This is a genomic window from Vibrio lentus (assembly GCF_030409755.1).
GTDB classification, from domain to species: Bacteria; Pseudomonadota; Gammaproteobacteria; order Enterobacterales; family Vibrionaceae; genus Vibrio; species Vibrio lentus.
The window spans coordinates 139288-159936 of record NZ_JAUFQE010000003.1 but is presented as its reverse complement, the minus strand read 5'-3'; the positions used below and the strand labels follow the sequence as shown (position 1 = coordinate 159936).

At 41.1% G+C, this 20649-nt stretch carries 15 protein-coding genes and 2 pseudogenes; 7 read left to right on the top strand and 10 right to left on the bottom strand.

The genetic code is table 11. From position 1 onward, the window contains the following. Window positions 1-4 precede the first annotated feature (4 nt). Entirely contained in the window at window positions 5-1390 is a 1386-nt protein-coding gene (locus QWZ07_RS26040; protein WP_192854465.1) for a salicylate synthase, read from the bottom strand. A gap of 54 nt (window positions 1391-1444) precedes the next feature. Further along, window positions 1445-3085: a (2,3-dihydroxybenzoyl)adenylate synthase gene (locus QWZ07_RS26035; protein ID WP_192854467.1), complete on the bottom strand. Its 1641-nt coding sequence runs from the start codon at window positions 3083-3085 to the stop codon at window positions 1445-1447. A gap of 284 nt (window positions 3086-3369) precedes the next feature. Between QWZ07_RS26035 and QWZ07_RS26030 the strand changes: the two genes are divergently transcribed. Further along, window positions 3370-5196 carry an ABC transporter ATP-binding protein gene (locus QWZ07_RS26030; protein ID WP_192854469.1) on the top strand — a complete coding sequence of 609 codons (1827 nt, stop codon included), beginning with the start codon at window positions 3370-3372 and terminating at the stop codon, window positions 5194-5196. Then, window positions 5189-6967 carry an ABC transporter ATP-binding protein gene (locus QWZ07_RS26025; RefSeq protein WP_192854471.1) on the top strand — a complete coding sequence of 593 codons (1779 nt, stop codon included), beginning with the start codon at window positions 5189-5191 and terminating at the stop codon, window positions 6965-6967. The genes QWZ07_RS26030 and QWZ07_RS26025 overlap by 8 nt, the downstream gene beginning before the upstream one ends. A gap of 905 nt (window positions 6968-7872) precedes the next feature. On the opposite strand, the gene QWZ07_RS26020 is transcribed toward QWZ07_RS26025, so the two are convergent. After that, on the bottom strand, window positions 7873-8367 hold the full coding sequence (locus tag QWZ07_RS26020; RefSeq protein WP_192854472.1) for a GNAT family N-acetyltransferase: 495 nt from the start codon (window positions 8365-8367) through the stop codon (window positions 7873-7875). Further along, window positions 8364-8636, bottom strand: a complete 273-nt coding sequence (locus QWZ07_RS26015) for a type II toxin-antitoxin system TacA family antitoxin (protein WP_192854474.1) — start codon at window positions 8634-8636, stop codon at window positions 8364-8366. Before QWZ07_RS26015 ends, QWZ07_RS26020 begins: the two co-directional genes overlap by 4 nt. A gap of 595 nt (window positions 8637-9231) precedes the next feature. Here QWZ07_RS26015 and QWZ07_RS26010 point away from each other — a divergent pair. The 4 genes and pseudogenes from QWZ07_RS26010 to QWZ07_RS26525 all read left to right on the top strand — a co-directional run bounded on the left by QWZ07_RS26010 (window position 9232) and on the right by QWZ07_RS26525 (window position 12086). After that, window positions 9232-10203 (top strand): amino acid--tRNA ligase-related protein, encoded by a 972-nt coding sequence (locus QWZ07_RS26010; protein WP_192854475.1) that lies wholly within the window; start codon window positions 9232-9234, stop codon window positions 10201-10203. Between the two features lie 297 nt (window positions 10204-10500). After that, complete coding sequence (locus QWZ07_RS26530) at window positions 10501-10668, top strand: hypothetical protein (protein WP_404976481.1); 168 nt, start codon at window positions 10501-10503, stop codon at window positions 10666-10668. Window positions 10669-10749: 81 nt separating this feature from the next. Then, window positions 10750-11106, top strand: a complete 357-nt coding sequence (tnpB, locus tag QWZ07_RS26005; RefSeq protein ID WP_192854477.1) for an IS66 family insertion sequence element accessory protein TnpB — start codon at window positions 10750-10752, stop codon at window positions 11104-11106. Between the two features lie 56 nt (window positions 11107-11162). Continuing rightward, window positions 11163-12086 (top strand): annotated as a pseudogene (locus tag QWZ07_RS26525) (IS66 family transposase). 637 nt (window positions 12087-12723) lie between these two features. Here QWZ07_RS26525 and QWZ07_RS25990 read toward each other — a convergent pair. The 4 genes from QWZ07_RS25990 to QWZ07_RS25975 form a co-directional block, all read right to left on the bottom strand. Further along, the gene (locus tag QWZ07_RS25990) at window positions 12724-13026 is read right to left on the bottom strand and encodes a HigA family addiction module antitoxin (RefSeq protein ID WP_048659320.1); all 303 of its coding nucleotides are present in this window, start codon (window positions 13024-13026) and stop codon (window positions 12724-12726) included. Continuing rightward, entirely contained in the window at window positions 13026-13157 is a 132-nt protein-coding gene (locus tag QWZ07_RS25985; protein WP_290256834.1) for a type II toxin-antitoxin system RelE/ParE family toxin, read from the bottom strand. The genes QWZ07_RS25990 and QWZ07_RS25985 overlap by 1 nt, the downstream gene beginning before the upstream one ends. A gap of 9 nt (window positions 13158-13166) precedes the next feature. After that, window positions 13167-13901, bottom strand: a complete 735-nt coding sequence (locus tag QWZ07_RS25980) for a hypothetical protein (RefSeq protein WP_171750915.1) — start codon at window positions 13899-13901, stop codon at window positions 13167-13169. Between the two features lie 401 nt (window positions 13902-14302). Then, window positions 14303-16357: a hypothetical protein gene (locus QWZ07_RS25975; RefSeq protein WP_192854478.1), complete on the bottom strand. Its 2055-nt coding sequence runs from the start codon at window positions 16355-16357 to the stop codon at window positions 14303-14305. A 343-nt stretch (window positions 16358-16700) separates the two neighbouring features. Here QWZ07_RS25975 and QWZ07_RS25970 point away from each other — a divergent pair. Beyond that, window positions 16701-17289, top strand: a pseudogene (locus QWZ07_RS25970) (IS5 family transposase); the annotation flags it as partial. Between the two features lie 17 nt (window positions 17290-17306). Here QWZ07_RS25970 and QWZ07_RS25965 read toward each other — a convergent pair. Continuing rightward, window positions 17307-18437: a hypothetical protein gene (locus QWZ07_RS25965; protein WP_225998602.1), complete on the bottom strand. Its 1131-nt coding sequence runs from the start codon at window positions 18435-18437 to the stop codon at window positions 17307-17309. Window positions 18438-19149: 712 nt separating this feature from the next. Then, the gene (locus tag QWZ07_RS25960; RefSeq protein WP_171750913.1) at window positions 19150-19983 is read right to left on the bottom strand and encodes a hypothetical protein; all 834 of its coding nucleotides are present in this window, start codon (window positions 19981-19983) and stop codon (window positions 19150-19152) included. Between the last annotated feature and the right edge of the window lie 666 nt (window positions 19984-20649).

Sequence of the window (20649 nt, the reverse complement as noted above, 5' to 3'; positions counted from 1 at the left end):
GTCCTCACACTACCTCCTTCCGTAATTTACTTTGTGCAGACTGTGGCGCACTATCCTCTCTAACAACGTATTGAGCGATACAGTTCAGCTTCTCAATGGTTTCAATAAGCTCTCTTTCAGGGACAGATTGATCGACAATCCCGGCGCCAGCCTGAAGCCAACATTTGTCCTCATTACGATAAATCGATCTGAGTACTAACCCCGCATCCATGTGACCATTTTGGTCGACAATCATTACGCTACCGGAGTAAAGAGACCGGTCTTCAGGTTCATACTTTTTAATCGCTAACAGCGACGCTTTCTTGGGAATTCCTGATGCGGTGACGGCGGGAAAGAGCGCTTTGAATGCCGCCCAGTTGTTTTGGTTGCTTGCGAGCTGACCTTTCACTCTGGAGCCTAAATGTTGGACACTGCCTCTTCGTTTGACTGACATGAAGTCACACACTGACAAGGTTTCTTCATCGCATACTTCATGGAGCTCTTCGTAGGCAAGCCTGACAGAAATAGCATGCTCCGCAATTTCCTTAGTCGTAGAGAGTAATTCACTCTTTAGGCGCAACTCTTCTTCGGGCGAGGCACCTATCGCCCGTGTACCAGCAAGTGGTTGTGTGCTTATCCATCCGTTAGAAGCCGTTTCAAGCACTGTTTCAGGGCAGAATCCGGCGGCATTGAGGCCTGCTTGACGCATAATGAACGAACGTGCAGGCGTATTTTGGGCCCGCCCACACTCATAGCTCTTAGCCATGTCGACAGGAAAGTTAATGGGAATTCTTCGAGACAGAATTACCTTTTGGTAGACGTTGGTTTTGATGTCATTGATAGCGCTTAACACCGCAGATTTATAATATTTACAGCTAGCAGGGATCGTTAAATCGACGTGATTGCGCGCTTCAGCGCTTATTGTTGCGTCGTTACTCTTGGCATCTGCCATGCGAAAAACGTCAACAAGATCGTCTAATTCTGAATCTGTCGGGGCTCTAAGCGTGGCGATGCCATCAGAAATTCTTACTTCGTATTCCGGAATAAACAGAGATAGAAGCTTGCTCGATTTTTCCATGGTAACGTCATTCATTAACCCATGAAGGATATAGGAAAGTTCAAATTTAGCCTGTCCATATAGCCTCCAGCCCTTTATGGGTATGTTTTTAGTGGCATGCGACATGGCTTCACTAAAATCATGATATCCCTCAATCTGAATGCGATTTTTTTCCTTGATGGAGATTTCGTCTGGATACACGTCAATGGACAACAAGTTCCCCATACCCAAAGACCATTCTCCCGGCTTTTCATACATCATGAATTGATCGGATAAGCCGCTGTTAGCGACAGCAAGTAATAGTGAGCTCGCTTTTCTGTTGATGGCCAGACTTAATTCTTTGTAATCGTTCATAATAAAACTCCTAATGTTCTGAAAAGAGACAGCTTTGAACGTTGACGATTTAGGCTAACTTTTTTGACTTTTAAGCATGTTGGATTGGGCGATTGCGACCAGCGCTTTTTTGTCTATTTTTCCGACAGATGTCAGGGGCCAATGCGTTGTAATTTCTAATTGATCAGGCTGTTTGTACCTTGGAACGCCAAGACCTCTTAAATAGGTGCGTAAGTCATTAAGAGTTGGTAGGACTTCGTTGTTGGCAGAGGTGATAAATACACAGCTTCTTTCGCCCAGTTGATCGTCAGGAATGGCGACGATCACTGATTCTTTGATGGGCTCAAAGAGATTGAGAAGGGGTTCTATTTCAGAAACGGCAATTTTTTCGCCAGCGCGATTTATTTGTTCTTTTACTCTTCCTTCGACAACGTAATTGCCTTCTGGCGTTTTCATCACAATATCACCAGACTTATAAAATCCATCGTGTGTAAAGGCGATGGCATTGTGGCTATCAGCATTGAAATATCCACGAATGGTATAGGGTCCTCGAGTCAGTAACTCACCCGCTTGTCCATCAGCCACTAGTAAGCCATCATCATCAACGAGCTTTATTTCATCGGCACAAGACAGTGGCCTGCCTTGGGTTTTTAATACTGTATCGAGTGGGTCGCTTCGTCGGGTGTAACACAACAGGCCTTCAGCCATACCAAAGACTTGCTGCAATTCACTCCCTAATTCAGGCGCCACTCTTTTTGCTGTTTCAACGTCGAGTTTCGCACCGCCGACTTGCACAAGCGAAAGGGTATCTAGATCCGTGTTATCCCATTCCCTTGATGACAACCAAAGCTTTAAAAGCGGAGGAACGAGGGCAGTTGTCGTGACTTTCTCTTGTTCGATTAACGTAAAAGCCTCGTCACTGCCTGGCGTTCTGCTCATCACGACTTTCCCTCCAACATGCAATGTCCCAAAGATGCCTGGGCACCCCAAAGGGAAGTTATGCGCTGCTGGTAGGGCCGCTAAATACACGGTTGATGAACTGAATTCGCATACTTTCGATGATTCGATAAAATTGAATGCATAGTCACTATGCGTTCTAGGAATGAGCTTTGGCGTACCCGTCGTGCCGCCAGATAAAAGTAAGAATGCGAGTTCGAAGGGGTTGATGTTTGGAAGCGCAGTCGGGGAGCAATTAAGCACACTGAGTGCAGGGTGCTTTTCTGAAACACCATCGACAAAGAGCGTTTTTATTGATGGAAAGGCAGATTTAATTTTTTCCGCCATCGCAACGTAGTTAAAGCCAAGAAACTTCTCAGGCACAAGATAGGCGGATGGATTAGATTGTTCACACAGCGCCGCGATATCGTTTTCCCTTTGAGTTGGCATTGCTAATACAGGAATCACGCCGATGCGAAACATGGCAAAAAGAGCAGTGACAAAGCAAATACAATTAGGTAACTGAACAATCACCTTGTCACCAGGCTTCAAGCCTGCGTTGAGAAAACCGAAAGCTAACTGTGTAGCTTGTTCATCTAACTGGCTAAAGGTATAGCGCTCAGTTTTGTCAACAATGGCCGTTCTATTTTCAAATTGTTCGGACCAAGTGGTTAACCAGTCACCTAGCGTCTTTGGGAATAAATAACCAGCCTCAAAATAGGCTTTTTGTCTGCCAGGTAATGGCCATTGCAGGGTTTCCCCACCGTTTTCGATATTCATTTTATCTCCGTAAAGTCACTTCTTGCCTGACACACATAAAAGAGAATCTTTCTCATTTAAATTTATGATGATGTCGCGAAGGGGACTACTCGTATCGGGATTAGTTACTCGGATCAGATAAAGTTTTGGTAGAAATGTGATTATTACATTGAAAATAATAGGTTTATTTCCAATTGGCATTGTTCATTTAATCGTTTAAGGGGGGAGTCGTTCCGATACGGGTAGTGATGGTCTTTTTATTTCCCTTACCCTAGTAAGGCTTATTTACTGAAGGCTCACGTTTTATGGATGAACAAAAACAATTGAATTCAGCCTGGCCAGTTCTCTGGCGACTATTAAAAACTCAGCGGCGTAAACTTACCGCTGCAGTTGGGATGTCTTTATTTGCTGCCGCGCTTGAGCTCGCGCCTTACTGGCTTCTTTTTGAAGCGGTTATGTTAGTACAAACCTATCTTCAACAAGAGGTGGTGGATCCCTCTACTTCAGCGCTAATCGCAGACGGTTTTTATCACTTAGCACTGGGGATGGCTGCGGTACTTGTTGCTAAAACGTTGGCTTATAGCTTGGCATATACATTAAGTCATCAATCTGCGTTCTTGATTTTGGCTGACACACGTCGTTTGTTGGCTTCTCGTTTGGCATGGGCTCCCCTTACCTGGTTCCAAGGCTATCAAACGGGTCAATTGAAGCAGGCAGTTATGCAAGACGTTGAGAAAATGGAGAACTTCTTTTCACATCATACTGTGGAAGTATCAGTCGCTGTCTTTGGGCCTCTGCTTGTCACTGGATATTTATTTTGGATTGATTGGCGGTTAGCGTTAGCAGCGCTTATTGTAGCGCCTGTGGCAATATTAAGTTCATTCGTTGTGATGAGGGGGCTAAATAAGCATTACGACCAATATCATGCAGCGTCTGTAGTGCTCAATAATACCGTTGTCGAATATATTCGAAACATTGCAATCATGAAATTATTCCGTCAAGACAGTGAACGTTTTAAAGCAATGTCAGAAAGCCTTGTACACTATTTTTCTGTTGTCGATAAGATCACTGTGATCACCGTTCCTCGATGGGCTCTCTTTACTTGTTTATTGGGTGCAAGCATTTTGTTTATTCTTCCCGTCGGCATCTATTTAGTACAAACAGGCGAAATCGACAGTATTAATGTCGTTATGGCAGCGCTTTTAGGGGCGGGAATGTTGAAACCGTTGTTAAAAATCAGTCATTTCTTTACCGAGATTCAAGAAATCCTATCAGGGGTTCGTCGCTTGATGCCAATTATAGATATGAATGAAAACAGAAAAGATCATGAGACATGCTTACTTCAGTCGCCGCTAAGTTTCTCGCTACATAAACTTCACTTTTCTTATTCGGATGTATCGGTACTAGAAGATATAACTCTTTCTTTTAAACCTTGCACTACCACCATCATATTAAGTATGTCAGGCAGTGGAAAATCAACATTGGTCCAATTGATGGCCGGTCTTTTAACACCTGATAGTGGTGATGTTTTTATTAACGATGTGCCTATAAGGCAACTCAATGAATCTCAGAGGGCTAGCTTACTCTCCTTAGCGTCCCAAGACGCTTTTTTATTCAAAGGAACACTCAAAGAAAACCTCATGTTTGCAAACCCTCATGCATCTGTTCAAGAGGTGAATCAAGCACTTCAAACAGCGGGAATAGAAAATTTAATAAAAGAATTACCTGAAGGCCTAAATACGAAGATTGCAGAGCAGGGGGTTCGATTGTCCGGTGGAGAAAAGCAACGTGTTGCTCTTGCACGTACGCTTCTGGTGAATGCCCCCATTGTGCTTTTGGATGAGGCGACGGCCTATGCGGATAATTTGACACAAAGGGCTTTTTATCAAAACTTGAAAAAGCACTATCCAGATAAAACAGTCGTGGTCGTTGCCCATCGCACATATGGGTTAGAAGATGCTGACCAAATTGTGTTGATGGAAAATGGCAAGGTAAGAGCGAAAGGCTCACATGACACATTAATACAGTCTGATGATTTCTATGCGACGCTATGGCGCTTGCAGAATAACAATGACGATTGGATGCTCAGTCGCCAACTCGCCGACAAGGAAGGAGCTCTTTCTAATGGATAATGCATTATTTTGCGCCGTTAGGCGTGTCATTGAGCATAGCCAGTGTTCTCCTAGATTATTTGTCCTAGGTATTTGTTGGCGTACGATAGAACGAATATTAGACATTCTGCCGATCTTGGTGTGTTACTTTTGGTTTGTTTCAGTCCTTGAACAACAGAAAATGATCGGGCCGGATGCATACTCGGAGACAATACCAATCAATATTTCGGAGGGAAGAACCTACATACTCCTGTTGGCAGTGCTGTTCGTCTTACAGTTTTTATCTGCTTGGCTAGGACAAAAATACAGCTTCCTAGGCGGTTACCAAATCATGGCCGGGTACCGACGCAAAGTGCTCAATCAAATACATTCTCTGCCATTATCAGTGATTTTTAAATATAGAACTGGCAAGCTTTCAGACTTAGTCACTGATGATATCAACCGGATCGAGAACATATTTACTCACTTGGCTATTGAGCTGTTTGTGTCATCGTTAATACCCATTCTCATTATGTCTATATTGGTGACGTTGGACTGGCAGCTAGCGCTCGCGTTGATTGCCGGTTTTCCTCTGGCAATGCTTGTAATGCGCGCAACCCGATCCTTCTTCATTAAAGTAAGCCAAGATAAATTAGAGACAAATCGCGAGGTCTCAGGTGTCATTATTGAGTTTGTGATGGGAATTAAGACGTTACGTCTTTTTAATCGCTCACAGGCATGGCTGACAAAATTGAATGGCTTATTTGACGACATAACCCGCACAAGTGTGAGCGTTGAGGCTTGGGGCGCCGGGCCCGTTGTTCTTTTTCGTCTTTTGGTCGAGTTAGGGTTTGTTGCATTTTTACTCGTGTGTGCTTGGCAAGTAAGAGAATCAAGCTTCGAGCCCTTAATCGCATTATTGTTCATTTTTCTCGCACATAGATTAATAACACCTCTTTTAGACATGGCTCAGTACCTGAATATCATTAGGTATGCAGCGCAGAGCGAGGATAAAACCGAAGCACTGCTCCATGCGGAACAACTTCCAGAACCAGCCTTGGCCCAAAAGCCCAATAGCCACTCAGTCCAATTCAAAGACGTTTCATTTTCTTACGATGGTATATCATGCCTGGAGAATGTGGAATTCACTGCCTATCCGGGCGAAATCACTGCCATCGTAGGCCCGTCAGGATCGGGAAAAACGACGCTGATGAACCTCATATGCCGCTTCAGTGACCCTGATTCTGGTGTGGTTAGTATTGGAGGCTATGACATCAAAAAGATAGGGACGGAGGAGGTATACAAAAGTGTCAGCATGGTTTTTCAAAATGTACAGCTTTTTTCTTCTACCATCATGGACAATATAAGAATTGGTCGACCAGACGCTACGGATGAGGAGGTTTATGAAGCGTGTAACAACGCTTACTGCCTTGATTTCATTAATACGTTACCTCTTGGGTTTGACACGCAAATAGGTGAGAGGGGATCTCGGTTATCTGGCGGGGAAAAACAACGGATTTCAATTGCACGTGCCTTCCTCAAAGATGCACCCATCCTGCTTTTGGACGAAATTGCAGCGTCGGTCGACTCGATTGCCCAATATGAAATTCAACAATCACTCAAAACGTTGATTGCAGGTAAAACGGTTATCGTCATCGCTCATCGCCTCAGTGCCATACAAGGCGCAGACCAAATTCTCGTCATGGATAAAGGGTCAATTGTACAACGAGGAAAGCACAGAGAACTGGTTGAAAAATTGGGTTTATACAAGAATCTGTGGCGAGCACAATATACCTGCTTGGAAGCAACATGATCGTGAATCTTACACTTTCAGAATTTGAGCATCTTCAACGTGTTTGAATGAAGGGATAATAAACCGCTTAGCGTTTACTTGGCGGTTTTAATGACTATCAATTGATTCATGCTGTAACTCGTCGTCTGGCTTAGTCCCTTTGAATTGTTTCCAGTGAGGCTTATGACAATGTCACGATAATGGTTCTGTCGCAAACTTTTAGTCTTTAAGTTAAGATTTACTTAATTATTATTCATGATACTAATTCTGAATGTTTAAAGGTTGCCACGTTCGAGTTATCATTCATCTTCAGACTTCCTTAAGCAGTCACACTGAAGTGACTAATGCACAATTAGGATGAACAAGTTGTTCGATAAAAAGTATGAGGTCGCATGCTTTCGTAATATATTCTGTTCGTTCATATTTAAGCTTACATAACACCTGTGAGATTCATATGAATCCATCAATATAATGATGTGTAGACCAAACTTCTTCTGTTATCCTAACTTCTCGAGTAATTATTCTTTCTATCCAATGCAAGTAATCCGTGACTTCGTTGCGGCTTTGAGGTGGATATTATAGCGAACCAGGACTCGTTACCACCGCAAACTAATGGACATTTAACTTTGGATGTTGTTCAAAAGAGAAAGATCAGAATAGAGCTTTAGTCTTGTTATAAATAGCCTATCTAGTAACCTAGCGCCTTTCTCTTTGTTGAATTATTTAACAAGAGAAATACGTCATCGTCTGAATTTTTACCCATGGCACTTTCTAACTCAAAAGTGTCATCCACCCGACCAAAATCCGTCAGTATAAATACTCTACACAGTTGAAAGGACGTGCGTTTTCCCAATCAAAAATTGCTTATTTTTGAGCTTTTAAGATTTCCTATAGAAAGCGTTCTTTTGCTAAAGGTTAGCGGATAGCTAGCCTAAGCTTGCTCTAACATCTGCAATGGTAATGAATAGTTTGTTTTCAGCGTCCTGAAATGCTTGAAAGCCATAACGATCATAGAAATTTTTTGCACCGTCTTTGGCATCGACGATAACAACTGGAAACGCAACGCTATCACTAGCTGCTAATAGCTTTCGGAGCGCGTCAATAAGCAGCCACTCACCAAAGCCGTTCCCTTTGTATCGGTCATCGACAGCAAGACGAGCAATGAGACCACCAGAAGTCGATGATTGGTGCTTCTTTTGTAACTTACCGGGTAATGCCTTTAAGTCAATTTGTGTCATTGTTAGCGTGTAAAAGCCGATGATATGCGAGTTGTCGTTATCATCTTCCAAAACAAACGTTCTGGTATTGTCTTTCTTTGCTTGCTGACTCGCCATTACTTTTAAGTAATTATTGAGAGCTTCGATGCCACAGTTGAAACGGTTTCTATCGTGTTTAGCTTTATCTAGAAGTACCGTATTCATCGAGCCTTACTCTCGTATCGATCAGAGGCAGCTTTTAGTTTTGAATTCTGCGTTGCAGGATGGTCCAAAGCTTCCATTAGCAACATAGCATCAGCTTGGCTCAGTTTTAAAGCCTGTTCACGTTCAATGACTTGTTTAGCCTTTTCAATTGCAGCACTTAGAACAAATGAGTTAATACTAGACATACCAGCGATCGCGGTAGCTTTAGTAAGTAAATCTTGTGTATCGACATCAACTCTAGCGGTGATGCGAGGCAAAGTAGTAGCCATAATGTTATCTCCTGTTGTGTCACAATCCAATTATGGCCTTAAAGTGTACAATAAACAATATGCGTGTCACTTTGGCACATAATATACGAAAAGGATTAAATGTTGCGTAGTCAGCGCTTAATCCCGAGTAGTGAACAACCCTGTCGCCTCTATCTCTATGTTGGTAAATTGTGTGGTTGCCTTTGAAGTAAGCTTACCTTGGCAAACTCGGACGAGACTCAGCACACGCCATTTCATATTGGAAACATGCTATACAGATAGAACACGCCGACTAATCACTACCTGAAAATGTATATGGAATCCAATTTTTGAATGTTAATCGTTTTCAACGATTAACATTCTCTATACATCTTCAGTTCCCTTGCAACACCAAAGACTAACAAACTAGTCAACGAAATAATTTAAAATAACGCGCTGTTTAAAAAATTCACATAAATTATTATAAATTTTACAATTGATTTTTCCTCTAAGCAGTATTCTTTTATGGATTAGCGGACTCGTAGGCCAGCCCACTTGCGATTTTTTTTATCCAAGTGAACACTTTACGTTTTAAGACACTTGTTTTTTCAAAAATCAGTTTGTTCAGGAGTTATTCATGAGATCATTCGAGCCCAGCAACTTAGACGGAACTGCCCCACCATCACAAGAAATGAAAGAGAGGGATTTTTTTACACTAGAGCCAACTTTGTTTATGTCTGATTTATGTCGGATATTAAGGGAAAGCTTGTGGAATAAGGGGTTTATGGAATTTCCAACTTCAGTAATACGAGCTCACGATTGTCGTTCGGCAGTTCCTCGTTTAGAAATGGCTGATGGCCGTTTCCTTCAGGACTCACCAGCCTCAGCCCTTATAAGAAACTTAAAACTACATCCAGCAGTTTTTTCACTATCTCCTTGCTTTAGGGGTGATGATATTAATTCAACATATCTTCAGAAGTTCTACATGCTAGACTTATACAAAGAAAACGCATCTTTAGATGAAATATGTATACTTTTCAAGGATTTGATTTCTATTTTTTACAGGGGTGAATTTGAAGATTTCTCTGTTGCTAATAAGATTCTCGTAGACTTTAATATAGATTTAAAGACTGATATAAGAGGTTTAGATAAATTTCACACTGCGCTTAGCAATTTGTATGAACCTTCAGAGCTTCTTTTTCCTCTCATGGACCGTTGGATTACTGAAGAAGTGGAGCCTCTTTCTAAAGGAAAATGTTTAATAGCCTATGATTTTCCTTATGCAACTGAAACTTGCGCTAAGTTAAGAGCAGGCACTTTCCTTATATCTGAAAGAATCGAGTTTTTAATAGAAGGGGTTGAAGTTGTACATCTTTATCAATATGAGCCTGACGTTGACAAGATGTTAGAAAGAGCTAAAGCTCTAGGTCATTATGGCCCTGAAGACTCAATTTTATCAGAGTTGGTTCACTCCGGTACGATATCTCCTCATAGTGCGGGTGGGGCAATAGGTATCGAAAGACTGTGTGCTGCTTGCTTGGGGTTAACCAACATAGATGTTTTTTTACAACCTCCTGAGTTCCTAAGTCAGTTAGACCTGCCTAAATAAGCTCCTCTTGAATTACTTACTTTCTATCCGTGACTACTCACTTAAAACACTTGGGAGTCAAGACGGCTTTACAATTAACCAATTCCCTCACTAGCACGCAAGGTGTTTACGTGGAGTTAGGGGTGGCGCCCATTTCAGTGAAAAGTCCAATTCGTCACGATCTCATCAAGGGCTTGATAGTAAGCGTCTTTAAATCGACTCATTCAATCCTTTTAATAAACGTCGTAACCTTTAACTTTGATAGTTAAAGGTACTCGAAAATGTCTCAGCCTAGATCAGCAAGAATGGCTACGCCTTGTGCAGAAGTATTACAATAGTGAGCAGTCTGCCGCTCAGTTTTGTTTAGAGCACAATCTTCATCCAAAAACGTTTGACAACAACCGTCGCAAACTACACCACTTAGTCAACATGCCTAAAAAACGAGCAACTGCCTGCCTCTACGTTACCTACGGAATTACGCCTTGAGGCGGGGGCATGCTCTCTTCATGTGCCTCGTGATGTCACTCCTCAGTGGCTTGGCCTTCTATTGAAGGAGCTTGCTGTTTTATGAAAATTTTCCCTGATATCTCTGTTATCTATCTCCATAAGGCGCCCGTCGATTTTAGAAAGGGCATTAACGGCTTGAGCTTTATCGTTGAACAGAATATGAACCTTAATCCCTTCTCCGAAGCGCTATTCGTCTTCTGTAATCGCACGCGGGATAAGCTCAAAGTTCTCTACTGGCAGCGTAATGGCTTTTGCCTCTGGCAAAAGCGACTCGAAAAAGACAAGTTCGCTTGGCCAAGAAAAATGCCAGGGAAAACCCTTTCATTAACTGAAGAGCAGTGGCATTGTTTGCTTGATGGACTCGATATTGAAAAAATGAAACCCCATCAAACATTGAATTACCAAAGTCTTAATTAAATTAAAAAAATAATAGCGTACAAGGAACTTTCGCGGATCTCTGCGATCTTCCTTATATGCCAAATGAAAATAATCCAGATGAGCTAGCGCTCTTACGTTCAAAAGTGACTGAGCTTGAATCTACGGTACTCACACTTCGCCAGTCTCTAAACGAGAGCGAATTAACTATCCAATCTCTGGTTGAAAAACTCAACCTAGCGCGGCGTAAACGCTTTGGTAGCAGTAGTGAAACTATGCCCCCTCAGGACTTAGAGTTCAATGAGGCGGAGACTTATGCCAATACGACAGATGAAGATGAAGCGCCCGATAATCCAAATGATGACGCCTCGGAAGCGGAAAACACTTCATCCGAGACAAAACGTCGTGGTCGCCCAAAGCTTCCCGAAGACCTACCACGAGAGCGAGTCGTGGTGGATATACCAGAATCAGAAAAAACCTGCTCGTGTTGCCAGTCGATGCTCTGCAGGATGGGGCAAAGCACCAGTGAAAAACTGGTGTATATCCCGCTAAGTTGTACGTTGAAGTCACTGAAAGACCCAAATACGTCTGTCGTCAATGTGATGCGTTAGGAGAGAAGAGCGATATGTTACCCGCCAATCAAAGACTCAGTCTCTGCGTGGTTAGATAAATCGGTCACTCAGGTGCCTCCTAAAAGTAAACTGGGAGAGGCGATTAGCTACAGTCTCAATCAATGGTCGAAGCTAGTACGAGTTATCGATGATGGTCGGTTAAGCATGGATAATAACCGAGCGGAACGTTCAGTACGTCCGTTCACGGTAGGACGGAACAACTGGTTGTTCTCGAAGACTCATAATGGAGCACGCGCCAGTGCTGTGCTGTACAGTCTTATCGAAACCGCGAAGGCTAACGACTGTGAGCCGTATGAGTACCTCGAATACGTGCTACGAGAAATCCCGAAACTGAAGAGTGAGGACGACCATGGTCATCTTCTTCCTTGGAACATGCCAAAAACGGACTAGTCCCCCGTCCCGTAATAGCGCTCAGAATGACAGATACCGCCTTAGTTGGCGGTACCTGTGTTGATATTAGAAAGTCAATGAGTCGGTTCGTAGACGCTTACAAAGGAAGTGCGAAGTATTTTCTTTTTGTTACTGCTGTGCCGTAGGACGGCATAGAGTCCTCACATTTAGAGTTTGGAAGCGTTAGCGAGTAGTCTTTGGTTATTGTTAGCGTGTAGCTGGCGCATAATTTACTGTTAATTAAAATCAATCACTTTGCCTTGTTTTTAACCGAAAGTGTTTTTTGAGGGTAGAGAGTTTGAGCGTCGCTAAAGCTTATGGATTTAAAGTGGCTGTACTGAATATCTTTGATTAATTTAGTGTTCAAACTTTTATACCTTTATGGACGGTCACTTTGAATGAAGCGGAAACTCAAAAATTAATCATTGCAGCAATGAATAACCAAAAGTATGGAAAGAGGCTTAACTTGGTTGAAGAACACTTTGAAAAGCAAAATGTCGCTTAGCTAAGTGTCCAGTCTGACTGGAGCGATCATTAGGGGGAATGGTTAGGATTAAACAAATGTTTATGACTCTACGAGCCTCTGCAATATCTTCTCTAGCGCAGCTCAGAGCCCAATGATCTCTTGCTAATCTGACTAAGCCAAAGCTAACTGGTCAAAATCTATAGTTTTAACGGCCTTGAGGTTAGTAGTCTGCTTTGCTTTCCATAAATCATACTGGTGTTGCATCGCTAACCAACTCTCAGGAGTTCCGCCCAGTACAACCTGTAGCTTTAGTGCCATCTCAGGGCTAATAGAGCTTTGGCCTTTCACGATGCGGTTGAAAGTAGATGGGCTTACACCCAAGTTCTTGGCTACGGCTCTAGAACTAAGGTTAAACGGTTCAAGGTACACATCGTGGATTAGTTCGCCCGGATGTGGAGGGTTGTGCATAATCATTAGTGGTAGTCCCTATAGTCGAGTATAAAAGCGTTTCCATTTCTAAACTGAAACGTAACGCGCCAGTTGCCGTTAACATCAATAGCCCAAACATCATCTTTCTTTGGCTTTAGCGACCTCTTGCGCCATATAAGGCCTAACTAAAAGCAGTTAGGTGTTGAAAACCCCATCCTTCGATAATTAGTCTCAAGAACATCCGAGATCGTAAAAGCAGTAACCTTCTTTATTTCACCTCCGCCTTTCTTTAAATCTCGAATTATCTCCCTACCATTTTCAACACTCGCTCTTTTAACCGCTCCCGGTCTATTAAGCCTAGTGTTAACAATGTTATCGGGGTCTGACATCACTTGAGATATGCCCCTTTCTTCTAATGAAGTCCAATCCTTAACCTCACTAATCACTACATTTTCACCTTTATATGAAGTTGAAAAGTATAATTTATTAGAATCTATTACATCTGAGCCCAAGGTATCAGAGGCACTTTTTAAAAAACCGTCATTGAACTGCAATGCCTCTGTTACGCTACTTTTAGTACTTTCATTTGGAAAGGGTATTTTACCTTCCTCAATATCAGCTAAAATATTTTTGTTCTTTTCAAGCATACTTTTTACATTCTCATATAGCTTTTTCCTAGCTTCTGAATGTTCCAAGGGTTTATCTAAAACTAACTTTTCAGTAGAGAAACCGACTTTTGAAAGCCTTGCCTCCCCATTTTGAATTATTATTTTCGGCCTGATCGAGTCTAATTCACTTGGATTTATTTTAGTTACATCAATTTCAAGACTCCCAGACATCGAGCTAAATGAAATTGAAGAGAGTAGCAATATCAAAAATGTATTTATAAGATATTTAATTTTATATTTTCTTCCCATCATGATTCACCTCTTCAAGGAGTAATTGGTCTATGGTAATCCGGGGAAAGGAGAAGCCAACCAATTTTAATTCCCCTCAATAACATCAGAAACTACAAAAGCGGATATTCACCGTTCGGATTATTGGACTTCAAATCTCTCGCCACACTTCTACCTGTTTAGCACTGCACCTTTAATAACCACATTAGTATTTACAATGTTGTCTGGATAACGTTACGCAAGAGAAATACGCTTGCTCTTAACCTTGGGTCGCTCGAACGTTAGACATCAAAATGGATTATCCTTTGATTTAATTAAACTAGTGCCTCTTCCTAGAGTCTTGATTTTTAGTTAATCAACTCAAAAAATCATTTTTAAAACTTTATCTAAGATACTTTTTCCCTGCTCCCATCACAATATTCGACCTAATTGGCGTGATGCAGGCGCATGAGTGGTCCTGTTTGAGAAACAGGAACCCATAAATTGATAGTGTCATCAAGGTACTTAATTATTTTATTATTATCTTCATCTAAAAAAGGAGTTGAGTTAAACGCTAGCCAATCAAAGTTTCCGCTTGAATATTTATGTACTTCTTGAGAAGAGTAGTTTACGAGTTTACTGTTTTTATTTAGCGCAACCAGGTCGTCACGTAAATCGCTCAAGATTACAGCAGCGGCTTCATTTTCCCAATCACTTAACTTTTGTAGTTTCTTCACGTAATTATCGATTAATGCGCCCACAACGTTAAAGTAATTATTTTGAATAGAGCTAGTCATTTGAGCATAATCAATGAATCGTAATGATGTCTCATAGTTATCACCACCTTGTAGGCTCATTAATGAAACAGCATCATTTAATGCAACATCTACCTTTTTCTTTAGGCTTCCATCAGCCACATGTTTATCGATTTTCTCAATAAGCGAATTTAATTTTTCTTGACTGATTGGCTTTAATGAAATTTCTGATTTATCTACTAATTTAGTATTAACCAGGTCTTTAGCTGCATGATAAGAACTCATAATTTTGTTTTTAAGGGTGGAATGTTCCTCTCCAATTTTCGAATATGCATCATTAATTAATTTTGTAAACTTGGTCTCATCAGTCACATCGACGCCTTGGCTAATTAGTGACTTTGTTATGGCAAAAACAAATGGAGCAACATCAATTTTGGATTTAATATCATTCATGACAGATCCTTGAATTATTGAGCTTTCAATTGGCATAAATATCGATATAAAAATAAGAAAACCTTCTTCGATTTTTACCTCTGAATAATCAAGGTTTTTCAAAAGATGATGCCCAAAATATAACCAAGAATAGTATTTTTTTAGAACATTATTATATGGAGCTATCATTGATTCCTGAAGACTATGGATAAATTTTGTATCTGTAAGCATATCTTTGAATTCAACAACAAGATGATCGCTATTGTCATATATTACATCTACTGTCCTCTCTAAAACTGGGAAAAATACATCATTCAACCAACGCATATTTGGTACTGCAACATTTTTTATCGATTTTGAAAATCGGATGCTGTTTGTGCCTTCATATGATGGATGGAAATTTGCATTATTTAATGGTACATATCCGAAACTGCTTATGTATTTCTTCCCTGTCAATGAGGTTGAATACCAGTATTTTAAATTTTCATTTAATCCGATTAGGTGGCTAATAGTTACTGGTAATTCATTGGAAACGAATTGAGTGGTTATTGGGGTGGATACTGTGTTATCTTTGAAATATTTATCTACTCTATTAGAGTAATTATCATTAATCAATCTATATGCTAATTTGTGGAAACTGTTTTTATATAATTCAACTGTTAATTCTCCAAAATGTTTATATTCATAATTATAAATCTCATCATTATCACCTCTGATTATTTTTTTAAGCTTTAGTAGTGATGCGTCTGTTTTATCAATTGCTTTTGAGTAAACACCCATCAAAGTGCGATCGGACTCTTCCATCTTGTTGATGACCCCAGCCATTTTTATATCACCATAAATTGCAATCCCTTCAGCGATGAGAACGCCTATAACTGGGTTTATAGCTTCCGCAATTGACTCGGAGAAAATTGAGCCGATAACTTCCCCTGCAATTTCCGGGGCTATGTAGGAGCCCAAAAGAACGGCACCACCAGTGATTTCATCAGCATTTTTATTTTCTATGCCGTCAAGCAATTCTAATCCACCACTTACAACGGCAATAGCTCCACCAATTTTCTCTGCCAACTCCATTGCTCCGGTTTCAAATTCTGGTATAACCTCACCAATTTCTTCATTAGTAATCTTTTGGCCAATGGGAGTTTCTTTTTCTGATATCGGTGAGATGTCCTCTTGAAAATCATCAACCTCTTTTTCAAGAGTTGTAGTTTTACATGCTTCCCCCTCATCCAAACGAAAATTGAAAGAGTTAGCACTATTGGCAAATAATACCGCTCCGATTGATAGTCCAATAGTGCTTATTTTAAACTTCATTGTCCATTCCCCCGTATAAAATATGAATTTTGATGGAATTAAAAAATTGGTAAAACTGACAATAGACTATTTCAATCAATCAATAAGAACATTTAAATAATTTATGTTTTATTTATATTGAAAAATTATCATCTTTACTAATTCAAGGGAAAATCATGAGCCACACCAAGAGTTTTGAACTCTGAGTTAAGTGAGAAAGAGCTTGCGGGTGAAAATGCAGCTAGAACAGGGCTTTGTTGCGTAATTCAATGGAACTAAATCCAGAACCTACGCTCTGATCAGCTACGTTCACTCTTTCTCGTAGCTCTATGCTTAAACCTCGTTACAAAACAACCAATCACTCATTAACCGTGGTCTCTGACCTTTTGGATTGATGAAGAGGCAATAAGCGGGTGGGCGGAAAGCAAACAAAATAAGCGCGGGAGGCCGCGTCGGTTCAGTGATTTAGCTATAACGACAGCACTTATGGTGAAACGAGTTTTTTCTATGCCACTGAGAGCGCTGCAAGGATTTATCGACTCGATATTTAGGTTAGCCCATGTACCGTTAAGTTGTCCGCATTACACCTGCATCAGTCGTAGAGCCAAGCAAGTTGAGGTCTCATTTAGGACTAAAACGAGAGGAGCGATACAGCACCTAGCCATTGATGCTACTGGTCTTAAGGTTTATGGCAAGGTGAATGAAAAGTCAAAAAACACGGGACGGATGGCAAGCGTAGAGTCTGGCGAAAGCTGCATATTGCCGTCGATACAAGCACTCATCAGATCATTGCTGCCGAGCTAAGTTTATCAACGGTTACAGATGGAGAAGTACTCCCGAACTTACTGAACCAAACACGCCGAAGTATCCTTGAGGTGTCTGGTGATGGCGCTTACGACACGAGAGCGTGTCACGCTGCTATTAAGATTAAGGGAGCCGTTGCGCTTATTCCAAGCTTTTTTAAACTGGCTTAATAAAAAGCAAGAGATCTCAAATATTTGTTTAATTGATTGATACTGTTGATTTTTCTTATTCTTTTTTCCATTGAACCTATCGAATCATCAATCATTTCAAGATACTTTTCCATTTTGGCTTGCGTCTTCTTCTTGCTTGGTGCTGAGAACTGTCTCCAGACTTGAGACTTAAATCCTTGTTGATTAAAGATGTTACGGTGAGCCTGATTTAAATCTCGGAGCTTCATTTCGAGCAAATGACCCATTCTCATAAGAGTTGCTTCATCAAGAAGGTAATCAGAGTCGGGGACATATTCTGTCAGCATTCGGACTAAGGTCATCACATCATTCTCTCGTTTGGCCACCGCCAGTTTCTGCATTAAACGATGTTTCTCTTCTTTCTTTAACGGGTCAGACTCTTTATCTGGATGGATAACACTCGCAATGCGTTTGTACATTTTGTTGAGTTGAGTACCTCGGAACATTTCTTTGATGTTAAGCGCGTCGTCGTCTTCACTCTCAAAATAATCGAATTCAAAATTGTCCCAATCGTCCTCATTTTGGGCCTGTGGTGAAAACGAGTCGTTATTATGTTCAACAAAAGAGGCCCATAAGTTACTGATAAAAGCTTCAATAGCGAATGGATCACCAGAAGCCAGGATTTCACGGATTTTTTTGTGGGGTAAATCAATATCAGCGCCGAACATCTCCTTCATGCCGTTTTCAAATTCTCGACAAGCTGCATTGAGCGCTTGCTGTTTCTCTTTCTGAAATACTTTATTATGATAGGTTTCATACTCTTCGCATAACGCCTCGACTTTGTCTCTATCATTGATAAAAGGGCGATCAAGCAAGTCCATTAACTCCTGTTCAATCGCTTGCATCAAGCGATTGCGGATATTGGTTTTGAGTTTTTTTGAGGTCAAAAATGACATCAAGTGCTTAACCCAGACACAGTGAAGATGGTCGAGCTTTTTATCATAGGGAGCCAGTTTATCTTTGTATTCAGAAAAAAGCTGATTGACCTTGAGCTCAGCCTTTTGATTACGCCGTTCATTTTTTTCTATCTTCCTCCAGAGCTTAGATAAATAATCCGACTGAGAATGTGGAACGTTGTTTGAGTGAAAAATAGGGAGTGTCATATCCATCCTTTTCTCTTCTAGTAACCCATAAGGTATTCAGGCTAGCAGCGTAAGAATAGAAACGCATTGAACTAATAATAATTTATGTTCCCTGAGCTTGAATTACCCTCTGACGCAGATAAATCGAAACGCTAACCTTAACGTTCAGGGGCCTATTCATTTTGTAAAACAGTAAGCTTAATCTGCTGAATAAGAACCGTGACCATTTTATTAAATTAAGAAGGAAAGTCTCTCACAGCGCCATACTGCTCTTTTTATGCTGCCATATAGACAACATTAAAAACCCTAGCCCTACTAGGCCATACCATCCGGATGAAGGTGAACGTTAAGTGAGGAGATGATGAAAGGGGGCCACATGACTTAGCGTTAAATCGAAGAAGGTGCCTGTCGTATGACAAAAGAAAGTTTCCGCGTCGTTTTTATCTTGTCCTTAATTATTTATTTTTTTATTCATTTAACTATTTATCTTCATACGTAGTGTTCATAAGCGCAGCCCCTTATTGATCACAATTTTAGCCGTTTTTTTTATCCTCCTTTTATTGCACTGCTTTTCTCATGAAAAACCGTGAATAGAAAAATTCTTTCCGAATAAGGCCAAGCGTGCAAGTTAACCCGAAACAACCCGGTGATTAAAACAAGAAAAATGAGAGATAAAGCAGGGTCGGATAAGGTTCAGACGTGCTGATCCCTCCGCTTTCGCGGAGACAAAAATATCCCTTTAATTAGGGGCTAGGTCGGGTTGATACTCACTAAAGAAGGCTGAGGTTGATTGAGCGTACGTGTTTAATGTTGACGCATTGAAGATCTCTTGTATCCCTGACGCGATCTTACGGAAAGATAGCCACTGAAAGCTCAGTCCTTTCTTTGTCTGACGCTTCCGTGTCGCGAGGATCAATTCGCTGATGTTGGCGTAACGCACGACTTTTAAGTCATTAAAGAAGCGAGGGGTAAACTGTTTGTATGCAGGTGCGCTGCGTATCGTCCCTTCGTCTTGGTCGACACACACATTGATCCGCTCACTGTGAAAATAGCTGGCACGCTTTAGATACTTCACCGCTTTCGCAAAGGACTTCGGCGAAATAAACTCCCCAAAGCGCAACGCATAATCTTCTTGAAGTTGATCGTAGCTGATGGTTTTCAATCCCGCTTCAGTGGGCAAACCGATGCGCCCTCCAATGAGGTCTGTGTTCGGCAGAATGCACGCTAATACTTTCGCAATTAAGGTGCGACACTGCACATTATTCACCGCTTCACCGCCCCATGCATTGAGTGACGGGAAACGATTGGGGTTGGTAATAAATTCTTCACACCCTTTTAAGATCCGCGCGTATTCTGGCGGTAGGGTTTCTATCTTACCGCTTCGGAGCAACCGGCGAGACTTAAATCCGATCTCAAAAGGCGTCTTAGGGTTTCGTGCGTTCTCTTCTTCAACGACACGTTGATACAATTCGATCAAATCCAGTTTCCGAGCCTTACGCTTACGGCGATACTCCGCATCGTAACTCGATTTATCGAACGGGGGAGGGGAGGAGTCGTGTCCAGGCGTCTTCATAACATTCACCGTCCACGTTTAAAACACACAGCACTTCATCCCGAGGGATAAACAAGCGGTGTTATTGAGAATGTGTTGTTTGGGCTTTAGCCCACGCCAAGGCTGAGTCAAGGTCATATTTTGAGGTCCAATAGTTTTTTGGGGTGTTTGGATTGGTCGTCCAAACGGTGAAATTTCACGCTATCTCAACCGATAAAAGAAATCAAACGCTGGTTTTTTAGACACAAAAAAGCCGTCTACTATTGGGGAGACGGCTTTTTTGCGAGTGCTATATAGTCAGAGTACCACCTCTAACACACTCTAAATCCTAGAAAAAACACACAACATTGGGCACTACAGGTTAATGAGCAATGTTGTGTGTTTTAACCTTATAGACCTCAGGCAATTATAGCGTGTCGTCACCTGAGATTTCAATCTCGAAGTCTCAAAATGCTCTCTTGATGGTTAATTGTTAACATAATGTAAATAATACGCAGGTATGAAAAATCCATAAATAACAAAAAGATAAAAATAACCTTAGAAAAATTTATAGCATATTGAGATGTGGAAATTAAAATAATTAATCTATTAATTATATAAAATTTAAACAAGCCCTACGTTAAATATCATTTAATTTCTATTAAAATCAATAGTTTGTTTTTGTCAATCCCATTTTAAAATGTCCTC

Bases quoted from the DNA above. Each gene is read 5' to 3' on its own strand.
- QWZ07_RS26040 (WP_192854465.1), bottom strand. From the start codon at position 1,390: ATGAACGATTACAAAGAATTAAGTCTGGCCATCAACAGAAAAGCGAGC.
- QWZ07_RS26035 (WP_192854467.1), bottom strand. From the start codon at position 3,085: ATGAATATCGAAAACGGTGGGGAAACCCTGCAATGGCCATTACCTGGC.
- QWZ07_RS26030 (WP_192854469.1), top strand. From the start codon at position 3,370: ATGGATGAACAAAAACAATTGAATTCAGCCTGGCCAGTTCTCTGGCGA.
- QWZ07_RS26025 (WP_192854471.1), top strand. From the start codon at position 5,189: ATGGATAATGCATTATTTTGCGCCGTTAGGCGTGTCATTGAGCATAGC.
- QWZ07_RS26020 (WP_192854472.1), bottom strand. From the start codon at position 8,367: ATGAATACGGTACTTCTAGATAAAGCTAAACACGATAGAAACCGTTTC.
- QWZ07_RS26015 (WP_192854474.1), bottom strand. From the start codon at position 8,636: ATGGCTACTACTTTGCCTCGCATCACCGCTAGAGTTGATGTCGATACA.
- QWZ07_RS26010 (WP_192854475.1), top strand. From the start codon at position 9,232: ATGAGATCATTCGAGCCCAGCAACTTAGACGGAACTGCCCCACCATCA.
- tnpB (WP_192854477.1), top strand. From the start codon at position 10,750: ATGAAAATTTTCCCTGATATCTCTGTTATCTATCTCCATAAGGCGCCC.
- QWZ07_RS25990 (WP_048659320.1), bottom strand. From the start codon at position 13,026: ATGATTATGCACAACCCTCCACATCCGGGCGAACTAATCCACGATGTG.
- QWZ07_RS25980 (WP_171750915.1), bottom strand. From the start codon at position 13,901: ATGATGGGAAGAAAATATAAAATTAAATATCTTATAAATACATTTTTG.
- QWZ07_RS25975 (WP_192854478.1), bottom strand. From the start codon at position 16,357: ATGAAGTTTAAAATAAGCACTATTGGACTATCAATCGGAGCGGTATTA.
- QWZ07_RS25965 (WP_225998602.1), bottom strand. From the start codon at position 18,437: ATGGATATGACACTCCCTATTTTTCACTCAAACAACGTTCCACATTCT.
- QWZ07_RS25960 (WP_171750913.1), bottom strand. From the start codon at position 19,983: ATGAAGACGCCTGGACACGACTCCTCCCCTCCCCCGTTCGATAAATCG.